The sequence below is a fragment of the Pseudodesulfovibrio sp. zrk46 genome (assembly GCF_012516435.1).
In the GTDB taxonomy this organism is placed as follows: Bacteria; Desulfobacterota; Desulfovibrionia; order Desulfovibrionales; family Desulfovibrionaceae; genus Pseudodesulfovibrio.
On sequence record NZ_CP051216.1, the window covers coordinates 658,473 to 673,449 of the forward strand.

A 14,977-nucleotide genomic window follows, 5' to 3' on the forward strand; every position below is an offset into this window, starting at 1 on the left:
GGTCCGACGTCACCAGCGCGTCGGGCCGGTACTTTGTTGCAGCATCGACCAAGTTATACTTCCCCACAAAGCCCGTCATGATATAGGGTTATGAGACGGAACAAGAGAATTGCCTTTTTGATTCTGGCAACTTGCGAAACCCTGAATAGCGACTGACACATGACGGACACACCGCCCACCTCCCGCTCCCGCACCAAACACAGATGGGTGCAGTACATGATCCAGGTAAGCCTGCTGGTCACCATTTTCGTGACCGGCCTCTATGCCGGTGTCTATGTTCATGACAAGCAACTGATTCAGGATCAGATCAAGACCGACGCACGCGCCATCTTCCAAAGCATCGTGCTGACCCGCATGTGGAATGCCATGCACGGCGGCGTGTACGTCGAGAAAAAGCCGGGCGTAGAGACCAATCCGTATCTGGAGAATCCCGAAATCGTCACCAAGGACGGACGCATCTTGACCAAGCGCAATCCGGCCATGATGACCCGTGAAATTTCCGAACTGGCAGACCGCCACTCCCTGTTCCAGTACCGCATCACCAGTCTCAATCCGCTCAACCCCGGCAACACGCCCGACATATTCGAGCGAAAGGCGCTGGAAGAATTCTCGCGCGGCAAGGATGAGGCCTTCACCGAGGAAGAACGCGACGGCAAGACCTACTTCCGCTACATGGCCCCACTGATTGTCACGCAGGACTGCCTGCCCTGTCACGCCAAGCAGAATTACAAATTGGGCGACGTGCGCGGCGGAATCTCCGTGGCCAAGGACATCACACAAGTCAAAAACGCCATGCGGTCCAACCAGCACATCATCATTGGCCTCATAGTCGTGACCACGGTACTGCTTCTGGGGACCTTCTCTTTCTTCTCCCTGCGCCTGCGAAAGCAACTCTACCTCGCTCAGGAAAAGCTTGCTGTTCTGGCTGTTACCGACGAACTGACCGGGCTGTCCAACCGACGCCATTTCTTCCGCCGGTTTGACGAGGAAGTGGACCGGGCGCGACGGTACGGCTCCACCCTGTCCCTGATCCTGATAGACATCGACCACTTCAAGAAGGTCAACGACACCTACGGACACCCCGTCGGCGACATGGTCCTCAAGGAAGTGGCCCGACTGCTCAATGCCAACATCCGCACCTCAGACATCCTCGCCCGATACGGCGGAGAAGAGTTCGCCATCCTCATCCCTTCCCAGACGGCACCGGAGGCAAGACAGGCAGCCGAAAAGCTGCGCAATGTCATCGAGGTCAACGACATGGTCATGGACGGCCCCGAAGTGCGCGTCACCATCAGCGCGGGCGTGGCCGACATCGAACCGCTCCGCTCCAAGGGCGGCAACATGAAGGACAAGCTCATCCAGAATGCGGACCGTGCCCTGTACCGGGCCAAGGCAGAAGGCCGCAACCGCATAGAGGTCCATGTCCCCAGCAGCGAGACCCAGCTCAAGCTCAAGTAGCCCTTGCCAAACCGCCCAAAGTGACTACCTATGCCGTGGTCGCAACCTTCGCGGTGAAGGCCTTTTTGCGACAAGCCGCTATATCTGCTTGATTTGACGACCGTTTTTGCCCGTAAATTTCCTCTTTCCCGACACGGGCATTTACGATAAGTAGTTTGGTTCCGCGCGGGCGGAGATCGATCATTGAGATTCCACCGATCGCGGGCAAATATTTTTACGAGGTAATGAGCATGGCACTGTGCACTATTGAAGAAGCCATTGAGGATATCCGCCAAGGCAAAATGATCATCATGGTGGATGACGAGGACCGCGAAAACGAAGGTGATCTCGTCTGCGCCGCAGAAGCGGTAACCCCTGAAATCATCAACTTCATGGCTACCCATGGCCGTGGCCTTATCTGTCTGCCCATGAGCAACCACATGGCCGATGCCCTCGGCCTGGAACTCATGGCACAGAAGAACGAGTCCGGTTTCGGCACCAACTTCACCATTTCCATCGAAGCCCGTGAAGGCGTCACCACCGGCATCTCCGCCGCTGACCGTGCCACCACGATTCTGGCTGCCGTGGCTGATGGCGCCGGTCCCGAATCCATCGTCACCCCGGGCCACATCTTCCCGCTCCGCGCCAAAGACGGCGGCGTTCTTGTCCGCGCTGGTCAGACCGAAGGCGGCACCGACATCGCCCGTCTGGCAGGCTTCAAGCCCGCAGGCGTCATCTGCGAGATCATGAACGAAGATGGCACCATGGCTCGTATGCCCGACCTCGAAATTTACGCCAAGAAGCACGACCTCAAGATCTGCTCCGTTGCCGACCTCATCGCCTACCGCATGAAGTTTGGCGGCCAGTCCGTGGAGAAGGTGGCCGAGGCCAACCTGCCCACCCGCTGGGGCGACTTCAAGTCCGCCGCCTTCCATTCCGAAGCCGACGGCAAGACTCACATCGCGCTGTACATGGGCGACATCACCCCTGACGATCCGACCCTGGTCCGCGTGCACTCCGAGTGCCTGACCGGTGACGTGTTCGGTTCTCTGCGCTGCGACTGCGGCCCCCAGCTGTCCGACGCCATGTGCATGATCCGCAACGAAGGCAAGGGCGTGCTCGTCTACATGCGCCAGGAAGGCCGTGGCATCGGCCTCGGCAACAAGATCAAGGCGTACCACCTGCAGGATCAGGGCTACGACACTGTCGAAGCCAACGTGAAACTCGGCTTTCCGCCGGATATGCGCGAGTACGGTACCGGCGCACAGATTCTGGTATCCCTCGGCGTGTCCAACATGCGACTCATGACCAACAACCCCAAGAAGATGGTCGGCCTCGAAGGTTACGGCCTCAAGGTTGTTGAGCGTGTGCCCATCGAAGTCGGTGCTTGCGAGATCAACGAAAAGTATCTCAAGACCAAGCGCGACAAGATGGACCACATGATCAAGGCCGACGAAGATTAATCATAGACAGTTGATTCACCGGCGACGATCCTTTTGGACGTCGCCGGTATTTGACTTTTATAGAACTGGTAATTTAAAACACCGCATATATCATAATAATAGGGAGATACTATCATGCCCGTGAAGACCATCGAAGGACAGCTTAACGCTCAGGGTCTTAAAATCGCCATCGTGGCCGCCCGCTTCAACGATTTCATCGTTGATCGCCTCGTTTCCGGCGCCACCGATTACTTCGTCCGCCACGGCGGCAGCGAAGAAAACCTGACTCTGATCCGACTACCCGGTGCCTTTGAGCTGCCCATCGCTGCTCAGAAGCTCGCCAAGTCCGGCGAATATGACGGCGTTGTCGTTCTGGGTGCTGTCATCCGCGGCGCTACTCCCCACTTCGACTACGTCTGCAACGAATGTGCTAAGGGCGTTGCCCAGGCCAGCATGGAATCCGGCGTCCCCATGGGCTTCGGTCTGCTGACCTGCGATTCTCTGGACCAGGCCATTGAGCGCGCTGGTTCCAAGGCTGGCAACAAGGGCGTTGAAGCAGCTTCCGCCCTGCTCGAAACCATTCGTGTGCTGGAGCAGCTCTAATCCATGGCCGGTAACAAAAAGGGCAACAGGCCCGGCATCCGCAGGGTGGGACGCACCCTTGCATTTCAGGTGCTCTACGGGACCCATTTCCGCGACGCGGACATGGACATGGAAACCTTCTTCGACGTCAACCCGTTGGTGATGGAGCAGGAATCCGAGACCGCACGTGAGTTCGCCCGCGATCTGGTCATGGGTGTCGAAGCCAAGAAGGCTGAGATCGACAAGACCATCGAGACCCACTCCCAGCACTGGAAGATTGAGCGCATCGCTTTGATGGAACTTTTCATCCTGCGACTTTCGCTCTACGAGATGATGTTTACCGACATTCCGGTCAAGGCCGCCATCAATGAGGCCATCGAGTTGTCCAAGACCTTCGGCGACGGCAAGTCCCGCGGGTTCGTCAACGGCATCCTCGACGGCGCGGCCAAGACGCTCAAGAAGTAGACGTTTTAACGGAACAACACTGTTTCCAAATGCGCGGCTAGGGCATCGGCCTTAACCGCGCATTTTCCAACTAGCCGACAAGGGAAATACAATGGCTTTAGGAAAATACGATCCGGAAAAAATTGAGAAAAAATGGCAGCAGGTCTGGAACGAGTCCGGCTGCTTTGAGGTGGAGGTCGATGCGGACAAGCCCAAGTACTACGTGCTTGAGATGTTCCCCTATCCCTCCGGCAAGATCCATATGGGCCACGTCCGCAACTACTCCATCGGCGACGTGGTGGCACGCTTCAAGTCCATGCAGGGCTTCAACGTGCTGCACCCCATGGGTTGGGATGCCTTCGGTCTGCCCGCTGAAAACGCGGCCATCAAGAACGAGACCCACCCCGCCGAGTGGACCTACCAGAATATCTCCGAGATGCGCGAACAGCTGCAGCGTCTCGGTTACTCCTACGACTGGCGCCGCGAGATGGCGACCTGCCGTCCCGAGTACTACAAGTGGGAACAGAAGTTCTTCCTGAAGTTCCTTGAGAAAGGCCTCGCCTACCGCAAGGACTCCCCGCAGAACTGGTGCCCCACCTGTAACACCGTCCTGGCCAACGAACAGGTCGAGGAAGGCCTGTGCTGGCGCTGCGACTCCGAAGTCGAACAGAAAGACATGGAGCAGTGGTTCCTGCGCATCACCGACTACGCCGACGAGCTCCTCAAGGATCTCGAAAGCCTCGAAGGCGGCTGGCCCGAGCGCGTGCTGACCATGCAGCGCAACTGGATCGGCAAGTCCTACGGTGCTGAGCTGACCTTCCAGGTGAAGGACATGGATAAGACCATCGACGTCTTCACCACCCGTCCCGACACCCTGTACGGTGCGACTTTCATGTCCGTTGCCGCCGAGCATCCCATGGTGGAAGAGCTCATCGCCGACGCCGACAACAAGGAAGAGATCGCAGCTTTCGTCAACAACATCAAGAACATGGACCGCATCAAGCGCGGCGCCGACGATCTTGAGAAAGAAGGCATCTTCACCGGCAAGTACTGCGTGAACCCGGTCACCGGTAAGGACATCCCCATTTTCGTCGCCAACTTCGTCCTGATGGGCTACGGCACCGGCGCAGTCATGGCCGTTCCCGCCCACGATCAGCGCGACTTTGAATTTGCCAAGAAGTACGAACTGCCCCTGCAGGTCGTCATCAACCCCAAAGAGCTGGCCGAAAAGGGCGAGGTCCTCAAGGTTGAAGACATGACCGAGGCCTACACCGATCCCGGTATCCTCGTGAACTCTGGTGAGTTCGATGGCACCGAGAACGAACCGGCCAAGAAGGCCATCGTGGAAGAGCTGGACAAGTCCGGCCGTGGCAAGATGGCAGTCAACTACCGTCTGCGCGACTGGAACGTCTCCCGTCAGCGTTTCTGGGGTGCTCCCATCCCGGTCATCTACTGTGATGACTGTGGTGCGGTTCCGGTCCCCGAGGACCAGCTCCCGGTCATGCTTCCGGAGAACGCTCAGGTACGCAAGGACGGCAAGTCCCCGCTGCCCACCATGGAAGAATTCGTGAACTGCGAATGCCCGACCTGTGGCAAGGCTGCCCGTCGCGAGACCGACACCTTCGACACCTTCTTCGAGTCCTCCTGGTACTTCATGCGTTACTGCGATCCCCGCAACGAAGCCGAGCCCATGAGCGATGAGGCCACCAGCTACTGGATGAACGTCGACCAGTACATCGGCGGTATCGAGCACGCCATTCTGCATCTGCTCTACTCCCGCTTCTTCACCAAGGCCCTGCGCGATTGCGGCTTTGCCAAGGTGGACGAGCCTTTCGCCAACCTGCTGACTCAGGGCATGGTGCTCAAGGACGGCGGCAAGATGTCCAAGTCCAAGGGCAACGTGGTTGACCCCAACGCCATGATCAACCGTTATGGCGCGGACGCCACCCGTCTGTTCATCCTGTTCGCTTCCCCGCCGGTCAAGGAACTGGAGTGGTCCGATCAGGGTATCGAAGGCGCATTCCGCTTCCTCAACCGCCTCTGGCGTCTGGTGGAAGATCAGGAAGGCAAGCTCGAGCCCGTGCTGGCCGGCTCCTTCTCCGATCCGCAGACCGAGGAAGCCAAGCAGCTTCGCTTCAAGGAGCACGACACCATCCGCCGTGCCACCCGCGACATCGAGAACGAGTTCCAGTTCAACACCGTCATCGCGGCCATCATGGAACTGGTCAACGAAATGTACCAGCTCAAGGACAAGCTTGGCGATTCCGATCCCAAGGCCCTGTCCTCTGCCGTGGCAACCGCAATCACCCTGCTCGCTCCGGTAGCTCCGCACATCTGCGAGGAACTCTGGCAGGTCATGGGCCACACCGACGGCCTCACCAAGCAGGCTTGGCCCTCCTTTGACGAGAAGGCTCTGGTCAAGGACGAAGTCACCATGGTGGTTCAGGTCAACGGCAAGGTCCGCGGCAAGTTCCAGGCCCCCAACAACGCGCCCAAAGAGGACGCCGAGAAGATGGCGCTGGGACAGGAGAATGTCACCAAGTTCATCGAAGGCAAGACCGTTCGCAAGGTTATCGTGATTCCCAACAAGTTGGTGAATATTGTTGCTAACTAGCGATTGGTTAAGATTAGAATATAAGAAGGGCCGCCTGATTGGGCGGCCCTTTTTTATTGGGAGAAAGGAATAAAGAAAGATGATGAAGTCGCCTTCGGCTCCGATTTCAAAGCTATCCCTGCCGGGGGCGTCCTGCGCGGACGGCGGTTCTTTCTTGGCTGAGCCGCCCCAAGAAAGAACCAAAGAAACGCGGCTTTTGATCTCCCCGCTGCCCCGTCGGGCGAGAATCTGATCCAGACAGTCAGCCTTGAGGTGCGCTACGCGACTTGTCGCTGCGATAAGTTATCCAAATTTAACGGCTAACGATCTGGTCAGCTTCTAAGCACGATGGGGCTTAATGCTGAGTCCGGTCTTTGTATGTTTAAGCAAAAGAATGCTAAAGGCGCTCAATGACTTCGATCTCCACACGAAGACCTACACCAGCCCTTGATTCAAGCGGCTTAGAAACTGACCAAGCGACAGGCAGCGTCTTGTTTTGATTGTGGCGAAGCGCAGCGAAGCATCACAAGCAAAAAGCTGCCAGCTTGGATCAGATCCTTGCCGACGAATCACGAGGCGGCCAAGCAACTCAAGCGCGTTTTTTGCTTCATTTTTGTCGCGCAAGACAAAAAGAAGTCGGCCTTCAGGGCCGCCAAATCTGCAGGACAGCAGATTTGGACGTCGGTTCTTTACCGACGCCCCAAAGGGGTGAGCCCCAGGACGGGGCGAATCAAACCTCTTCCGTCAATCGCGGCTGATAAGCCGCTTCCTTATTTGATTTCCTGCTTTTAATACCCAAATAACGTACAACCATCTCTCCTCAAAGTAGACCTTTCCCCCATTTCCACGTACATTCTCCGCCAAGACATCAATCTGTGGAGAATACGGATGAAATCCCTTCGATATATTGCTTTATTGCTGCCCCTTCTGCTCGCCGCGTGTGGCTATGGCTTTGGCGAGCAAAACCATTTCGTGCTCAAGCCGGAATATCGCAAACTTGCCATCGCCGGCGTGCAGAATCCCACCACGCTGACGTGGTTGGAGCCGCGTATTCGCAAGCTCCTCAAGGACGAATTCACCAACCGAGGCGAAGTTACCTGGACCGACAATCGCCATGAGGCAGATGCGTGGATCAGTATTCGCATCATCAAGTACTACCGCCCCACCACGGTTTCCGGTTCCAGCGACGAGACATTGCAGTCCAGCGCCATTTTCGATTTCGAGGCCACCGTCAAATCCGCCACGGACGATTCCGTGTTGTGGAGTTCCGGCAAGATCAGCCAGTCCTGGCCCTTTTACTCTGGCGAGGAAGCCGACGCGGACGCCGAAGTCACCAAGCTCGGCATTCGTCGACTGGCCGACAAAATGTCCCAAGGCTACTAGGCGGTTCGCAGTATGAATCGGCCCAAATATATCTTTCTTGTCTGCCCGGACCCCGAGCTGATCAAGTCCCATGTGAACGAGCGGCTCAAGGCCACCGGCAAGGACGACTGGACCATCAAGACCTTCTGGGGCGACGATGACGATCCGCTGCCGCAAACCTTCTGGACCGACCTGACCATCAAGTCACTGTTTCCGGAGCCCAAGGCCCTGATCATCCGCCGCGCCCACTCGCTCAAGGCCGAGCACTGGGACAAGCTGGACGCCAGCGTCAAAGGACTCAGCTCGGACATCTACCCCATCTTCTGCCTCGAAGGACAGTGGAAGACCAAGAAGGCTCCGGTTCCGGCCACTCTGTCACGCCGCAATCTTTTCAAGAAGGCCAAAAAGGACGGATGGATCTGGGAATCGCAGGGACTGGATTACCGCTCTCTCGGCGAATTTGTCCGCAACTGGGCCCGGCAGAACAACATCACCTTTGAGCCCGGCGCAGACCGCGCACTGACACAGGCCCTGCCCGTGGATGCGGTTGCAGCCCGGCTGGAACTGGACAAGATGGAACTGGCCGCTGGCGACGAACGCATGGTGCGCAAGGAGCACATCGGCCTGATTGCCCAGACCGGCGAGATGGCCTTCTTTGACCTCATGGATGCGCTGGCCCAGCCCGGCGCCGAGGCAGCCGTGTGGAAGCGCGTCATTGATGACCACGCCAAGTCCGCCAAAGACCAGATGCTGTTCAACCTCATCGGTTTTCTGGCCAGTCAGGCCCGCATGTACGGCCAGATTGTGGGAGGCGAGCAGCCCAAGGGCGCCCCTTTCATTATCAAGAAGAAGACACCCGTAGCCCAGCGACTGGGCCGCGCAGGCGTGGCGCGTATGATCGACCTCGCCCTCGACGCCGAATTTTCCATCAAGACCGGTGCCCGCAAGTACGAAGAGGTGCTCGACATCCTCATCGCGGGCCTCATCGACCTGTTCCAGCCAAAACGGCAACAGCGTCGCTTCTAGAGTTATAATTCTCGGATAATAATACTCCTGCGATTGACATCCCCGATATGACTGAGAAAGCAAAGCCACATTACCTCGGCCATCGCCAGCGGCTCAAGGAGAAGCTGTTGCAGACTCCGCGCAGCCTGGCGGATTATGAGGTATTGGAGCTTGCCTTGGCTCTGGTGATCCCGCGCAGGGACACCAAACCGCTCGCCAAGGACATCATCGAGCGGTTCGGCTCTTTGAAAGACGCTGTCATGGCCCGTCCCGATCAGTTGGATGACATCAAGGGCGTGGGCGATGGCGTCAAGGCGCAATGGGCGCTCATGCAGGAACTCTTTGCCCGTCTGGGCGAGGCAGGTGCGCGTAGCCGCCAGCCCCTGTCTGATCCGGCCGATGTTGCCAAGGCTGCCATGGCCCGTATCGGCAACAAAGGCACCGAGGAATTCTGGGCCGCCTTTCTGGACAACAAAAACCGGGTCATCGCATGGGAGCAGGTATCCAAGGGCACGGTCAATGCCACCCCGGTTTTCCCGCGCGAAATCATGGCGACAGCACTCCGGCTGGAGGCAACATCCCTGATTCTGGCGCACAATCACCCCGGCGGCGATCCGTATCCGTCCACCGAGGACATGCTCCTCACCGACCGCATCCGTGAAGTGGCAGAAGGGCTGGACATCCGGCTGCTGGACCACCTCGTTGTCACGGACCACGACTACTACAGCTTCAACGAACAGGGACGACTCTAACCTCCAAAGGGGATCAGGATATGAAACAGATGCATTTCACCGTACACGGCAAGGTACAGGGCGTCTGGTTTCGAGCCTGGACCCAGGATTTGGCCAAGGAGCTCGGCCTGACCGGCTGGGTGCGCAACACATCCGACGGCAACGTCGAAGGATTGGCCTTGGGAGAGGACACCCAACTAGCTAAATTTAAAGAACGTTTGCATGACGGACCACCCTTGGCACGGGTCACTCAGGTGGATTCCGCCGAGTCCGAAGCCGAAGATATAATCGACAGCTTCAACGTCCGGCCGTAAAGTTCTATAAATTACACGAAAATCGGACTTGCCAAGCCGATTTTACGACTTATTTGGGTTTAACCGACCCATTTTCACTGCAATCAAAGGATATACCCTTGAGCAAAAAGAAAAATAAATCGCCGATCAAACCGGCGAAAATCAGGCGCAAAAAGCCGGATACACAACAGAAGAAGCAGCCCGTCCGCAAACCCGAAAGCACGCCGAAACCGGCGCAGGGTCCGGGACAAGGCGAGGACCTGCCGGACATCATTGAAGCCCTGACCGGCGGCCCCGGCTCCACCGCCATGTTCGCCGACGGAGAAGATCTGGCTACGCCCAATCCCTCGGATATCCCGTCCGTCCTGCCCGTGCTGGCCGTGCGCGACATCGTGGTCTTCAACTACATGATCCTGCCCCTGTTCGTTGGCCGCGAGAAATCCGTGCAGGCCGTGGACGCCTCCCTCAACGACGACCGCTATATCCTGATCCTCACCCAGAAAGACGAGGCCGTGGAAGATCCCGCTGAGGAAGATCTCTACCTGACCGGCACCGTGGGTATGATCATGCGCATGCTCAAAATGCCCGACGGCCGCCTCAAGGTGCTCGTGCAGGGTCTGGCCCGCGCCAAGGTCAAGAAATTTACTGCCAACGAGCCGTACCACATCGCTGAGCTGGAACCCATCATCGAGCCCGAAGTTCCCAGCCTGACCAGCGAGCAGGAAGCGCTGGTCCGCTCCTCCCGCGAGCAGTCCGAACGCATCCTGTCCCTGCGCGGCATCTCCTCGCAGGATATCATGTCCGTGCTGAACAACGTCAGCGACCCCGGTCGTCTGGCCGATCTCATCGCTTCCAACCTGCGCATGAAGGTCAACGCTGCCCAGAAGATTCTGGAATGCCAGGACCCCATGATCCGCCTGGAACTGGTCAACTCCCAGCTTCTCAAGGAAGTGGAAGTGGCCAACATGCAGAACAAGATTCAGGCCATGGCCAAGGAAGGCATGGACAAGGCTCAGCGTGACTTCTACCTGCGCGAGCAGATGAAGGCCATCAAGCGTGAACTCGGTGACGACAACGACGAAACCGAGGAGATGGAAGAGCTCAAGCAGGGCATCATCAAATCCGGCATGCCCAAGGAAGTGATGAAGGAAGCCCACAAGCAGCTTCGCCGTCTCGAATCCATGCACGCCGAATCCAGCGAGGCCACGGTCATCCGCACCTACCTCGACTGGATGATCGAGCTGCCGTGGAAGAAGCTCTCCCGCGACCGTCTCGACATCAAGAAGGCAGAAGAGATTCTCAACACCGATCACTATGACCTCGAGAAGGTCAAGGAGCGCATCCTCGAATACTTGAGCGTACGCAAGCTCAATCCGAAGATGAAAGGCCCCATCCTCTGCTTCGCAGGCCCTCCCGGCGTGGGTAAGACCTCCCTTGGTCGTTCCATCGCACGCTCTCTGGGCCGCAAGTTCCATCGCATGTCCCTTGGCGGCATGCGTGACGAAGCCGAGATTCGTGGTCACCGCCGCACCTACATCGGCGCCATGCCGGGCCGCATCATTCAGGCCATCAAGCAGTGTGGCACCCGCAATCCGGTGATCATGCTCGATGAAATCGACAAGCTCGGTTCCGATTTCCGGGGCGATCCGTCCTCCGCACTTCTCGAAGTGCTTGATCCGGAACAGAACTTCTCGTTCACCGACTACTATCTGAACGTGCCCTTCGACCTGTCCAAGGTCATGTTCATCTGCACGGCCAACATGCTCGACTCCATCCCCGGCCCGCTCCGCGACCGCATGGAGATCATCCGCATCCCCGGTTACACCGAGCACGAAAAGACCGTCATCACGCGCCGCTACATCATCCCCCGTCAGACCGAGGAAAACGGCCTGAAGGAAGATGAGCTGGTCATCAGCGACAAGCTGGTCTCCAAGGTCGTTCGCGAGTACACCCGCGAGGCCGGCCTTCGTAACGTGGAGCGCGAGATCGGCACCCTGTGCCGCAAGATGGCCCGCAAGAAGGCCGAAGGCGAAAAGGGACCGTTCAAGGTCACTGCCAAGAACCTGTACAAGCTGCTTGGCCCGCCGCACTTCCTCGATGACGAGAAGGAAACCGCACTGCCTCCGGGCGTTGCCGTAGGTCTCGCCTGGACTCCTGTCGGCGGCGAGCTGCTCCACATCGAAGTGACCACCATGCCCGGCAAGGGCAAGTTGATCCTCACCGGTAAGCTCGGCGAAGTGATGAAGGAGTCGGCTCAGGCCGCTCTGTCCATCGCCCGCGCCCGCGCCGACGAGTACGGCATTGATCCCAAGTTCGTTGACGAACGGGACATCCACGTACACGTTCCCGCAGGTGCCACGCCCAAGGACGGTCCGTCAGCCGGTGTCACGCTGGTCACGGCCCTGATTTCCGCCCTGACCGACGCGCCCATCAACCCCGAGGTCGCCATGACCGGCGAAATCTCGCTCCGCGGACGCGTACTGCCCGTCGGCGGTATCAAGGAAAAGATTCTTGCCGCCGTATCCCGCGGCATGAAGAAGGTGCTCATTCCCTCGCAGAACAAGAAGGACCTCGCCGAGGTGCCCGACGAACTGCTCAAGAAGATCACCATCAAGACCATCGAAAAGATCGACGAGGTCTGGCCCCTCGCCAAGGCTGACTAGCCAGCGACATAAAAACGACAAAGAGCCCCGGAAGCGTATACTTCCGGGGCTCTTTTATTTTGAAATCAGGACTTGAAGCCGCCCTGACGGGCGGAATTATGCATGGACTAGCAGGGCTTCCTGCCCTGCACCCGGCTTAAGGCCGAGTGCCTTAAGAATCCCATTCGCGGCTTTCGCCGCAAAGTACTTTTATTTAAAAACTTCCCAATCTCGTTCATCCTCGAGCGAAGCGAGCTACAAAAAGTTTAGAAGATTCTTGCTTTAGCCGTTCCCGAGTCTTCGAGGGTTACGGATAAAGACAGCAGAGATAAGAACCCTTTTCTCAAAGGGTTCTTAAGCCGTCGGAGACGCCCCGCTGGCGAAGCGGCCCGCCGGAGGCATTCCTTACTCAGTCGCTTCGGCTACACCCGCGTCCGCAAAGGTCGCCATCTTGTTGTAGATGTCGGCGGCGGAACGAACGAGATACATGGCGCAGGCGGCTCCGGTTCCCTCACCGAGTCGGAACCCGAGGGAGAGCAGCGGCCTGAGGCCCATGGCTTCTACAGCGGTGATATGACCGGGCTCGGCGGAGGCGTGACTGATGACACAGTAATCCTGCACAGCCGGACAGATCTTCCATGCGGCAGTGTAGGCGGCAGTGGAAATAAACCCGTCAACGCAGACGAGCTGACGATTCTTGGCCGCACCGATGATGAGGCCTGCGAGGGTTGCAATCTCAAGCCCGCCAAGGGCGGCGAGGATGGCTACGGGGTCGCCGGATTCGATGGCAGCCTTGTTGGTTTCGAGACCGCGACCGATGATAACGGCCTTGGAAGCAACGCCGTTCTTGTCGAGGCCGGTGCCGGGACCAGTCATGGCCTCGGGCTCAAGACCAAGATACGCGCAGTAGAGAGCGGTGGACGGCGTGGTGTTGCCGATGCCCATGTCGCCGGTGCCGAGAGTGCGAACACCGTCCTCGTGGGCGCGGTCGGCGAGGGAAATACCGAGCAGCAGCGCTTCGAGACACTGCTCGCGAGTCATAGCCGGACCGACTGCGAGGTTGGCAGTGCCGGGAGCCACCTTGGCCTGGATCAGGTTGGGATGTTCGTCGTAGCCTTCGCCGCAGGAACCGGCGTCCACCACGTAGAGTTCAGCTCCGGCGGTCTTGGAGAGCACATTGATGCCCGCACCGCCGTTGAGGAAATTGAGGATCATCTGACGGGTAACTTCCTGCGGGAAGAGAGAGACACCCTCTTCGACCACGCCGTGATCGCCTGCCACGGTGTAGATACGCATGGGGTCGGCGGCGGGCCCCTCGCCCTGGTTGATCAGGAACATCTGGAGCGCGAGGTCTTCGAGACGACCGAGGCTGCCCTGCGGTTTGGTCAGATTGTCGAGATGGGCCTGGCCTTTGGCGGCGAGGGAAGTGTCAACGGGCTGAATGGCTGCCACGGCAGCGTCAAATTGGTTCTGCATTATATCCTCGTGAATGGAATTTTCGTTAGTAGGGCGTGGATACACTGTCGCCAGCCCAGTGTAAACCGTGTGGTTGAACGGCTGGCGCGGACATGGTATTTCTTTGCAGGATATTTCAAGAGGTTCCGGAAAACAGATGACAAAAGAACTCTGCATAGTACACGCCAATTGTCAGGGCGAACCACTGGTCGAGCGGCTGATGGCATGCCCGGAATTCGCGGCGCAGTATGACTGCCGACTGTTCACCAACTATGTCCGGGAGCCGGTCCCTGATGATGTACTGGGACGCTGTTCGCTGTTCCTGCATCAATATCTCGGGCCCAAATGGAATGAACTCGCCTCAGACGTCCTGATCGGAAAACTGCCAGCCAACGCCCGGCACCTGTGCGTTCCCAACATGTTCTTCACCGGCTACTGGCCCATGTGGAGTGGCGCAGGCGGCTTCAACTACCGGTGCACCCATCTTGATTCGTACATCGACATGGGCCTCTCGCCCGAAGAAACGGTCATGCTCTTTCTGCGCTCGGATGTGCAGTCCAAATACGACTTGCCCGGCTTGGTGGAAGCATCACTCAAACGGGAACGGGAGCGAGAGAGTCACACCCCCATCAAATATGTGCATGTGATCGAAGAGGAGTTCGGAAGTCGCCGTCTCTACAACACGGTGAACCACCCCGGGCCTCGGCTCATGAACCATGCGGCCAAGGGAATACTGGAACACCTCGGCATGACCCCGCCCCCTGCAGAGGCATTCGACGCCTTGGGTGATCCGTTCCCGGAATTTGAGCAACCCATCAATCCCAAAGTGGGAGCCTTTTTCGGCTGGGATTTTGCCACGCCCGAGACCAAGTACAATATCTACGGACGCAAGATGACCTATGCCCGGTACGTGGCCAACTACGTGGAAGCCCGCTCAAAGGGCGTCACTGATTTCATCGGCTATTTGCAGGGCGAATATCTCGACAGCTAG

The 14,977-nt window shown here is 58.0% G+C and carries 13 protein-coding genes; 11 read left to right on the forward strand and 2 right to left on the reverse strand.

Translation table 11 applies throughout. The annotated features are described in order from the left end of the window. Positions 1–159 precede the first annotated feature (159 nt). The 5 genes from HFN16_RS03065 to leuS all read left to right on the forward strand — a co-directional run bounded on the left by HFN16_RS03065 (position 160) and on the right by leuS (position 6,519). Entirely contained in the window at positions 160–1,458 is a 1,299-nt protein-coding gene (locus HFN16_RS03065) for a diguanylate cyclase (RefSeq protein ID WP_168889296.1), read from the forward strand. A gap of 230 nt (positions 1,459–1,688) precedes the next feature. Then, a complete protein-coding gene (locus HFN16_RS03070) occupies positions 1,689–2,900 on the forward strand; it encodes a bifunctional 3,4-dihydroxy-2-butanone-4-phosphate synthase/GTP cyclohydrolase II (RefSeq protein WP_168889297.1) in 1,212 nt (403 codons plus the stop codon). A gap of 111 nt (positions 2,901–3,011) precedes the next feature. Continuing rightward, positions 3,012–3,482: a 6,7-dimethyl-8-ribityllumazine synthase gene (gene ribE / locus HFN16_RS03075; RefSeq protein WP_168892244.1), complete on the forward strand. Its 471-nt coding sequence runs from the start codon at positions 3,012–3,014 to the stop codon at positions 3,480–3,482. 3 nt (positions 3,483–3,485) lie between these two features. Further along, positions 3,486–3,926: a transcription antitermination factor NusB gene (nusB, locus tag HFN16_RS03080; protein WP_168889298.1), complete on the forward strand. Its 441-nt coding sequence runs from the start codon at positions 3,486–3,488 to the stop codon at positions 3,924–3,926. A 91-nt stretch (positions 3,927–4,017) separates the two neighbouring features. After that, positions 4,018–6,519, forward strand: coding sequence for a leucine--tRNA ligase (gene leuS / locus HFN16_RS03085; RefSeq protein WP_168889299.1), 2,502 nt, complete (start codon positions 4,018–4,020; stop codon positions 6,517–6,519). 414 nt (positions 6,520–6,933) lie between these two features. Here the strand turns inward: leuS and HFN16_RS03090 are convergent, their stop codons facing one another. Beyond that, a complete protein-coding gene (locus HFN16_RS03090; protein ID WP_168889300.1) occupies positions 6,934–7,122 on the reverse strand; it encodes a hypothetical protein in 189 nt (62 codons plus the stop codon). A gap of 264 nt (positions 7,123–7,386) precedes the next feature. On the opposite strand from HFN16_RS03090, the gene lptE reads away from it, so the two are divergent. From lptE to lon, 5 genes are all read left to right on the forward strand, one after another. After that, positions 7,387–7,881, forward strand: a complete 495-nt coding sequence (gene lptE / locus HFN16_RS03095) for an LPS assembly lipoprotein LptE (RefSeq protein WP_168889301.1) — start codon at positions 7,387–7,389, stop codon at positions 7,879–7,881. Positions 7,882–7,893: 12 nt separating this feature from the next. Next, positions 7,894–8,886: a DNA polymerase III subunit delta gene (locus HFN16_RS03100; RefSeq protein WP_168889302.1), complete on the forward strand. Its 993-nt coding sequence runs from the start codon at positions 7,894–7,896 to the stop codon at positions 8,884–8,886. A 47-nt stretch (positions 8,887–8,933) separates the two neighbouring features. Next, entirely contained in the window at positions 8,934–9,617 is a 684-nt protein-coding gene (radC, locus tag HFN16_RS03105; RefSeq protein WP_168889303.1) for a DNA repair protein RadC, read from the forward strand. 20 nt (positions 9,618–9,637) lie between these two features. Then, on the forward strand, positions 9,638–9,910 hold the full coding sequence (locus HFN16_RS03110) for an acylphosphatase (protein ID WP_168889304.1): 273 nt from the start codon (positions 9,638–9,640) through the stop codon (positions 9,908–9,910). 98 nt (positions 9,911–10,008) lie between these two features. Further along, positions 10,009–12,552, forward strand: a complete 2,544-nt coding sequence (lon, locus tag HFN16_RS03115; protein WP_168889305.1) for an endopeptidase La — start codon at positions 10,009–10,011, stop codon at positions 12,550–12,552. Between the two features lie 384 nt (positions 12,553–12,936). On the opposite strand, the gene cobT is transcribed toward lon, so the two are convergent. Beyond that, on the reverse strand, positions 12,937–14,007 hold the full coding sequence (gene cobT / locus HFN16_RS03120) for a nicotinate-nucleotide--dimethylbenzimidazole phosphoribosyltransferase (protein WP_168889306.1): 1,071 nt from the start codon (positions 14,005–14,007) through the stop codon (positions 12,937–12,939). A gap of 136 nt (positions 14,008–14,143) precedes the next feature. Between cobT and HFN16_RS03125 the strand changes: the two genes are divergently transcribed. Continuing rightward, positions 14,144–14,977, forward strand: coding sequence for a WcbI family polysaccharide biosynthesis putative acetyltransferase (locus tag HFN16_RS03125; protein WP_168889307.1), 834 nt, complete (start codon positions 14,144–14,146; stop codon positions 14,975–14,977).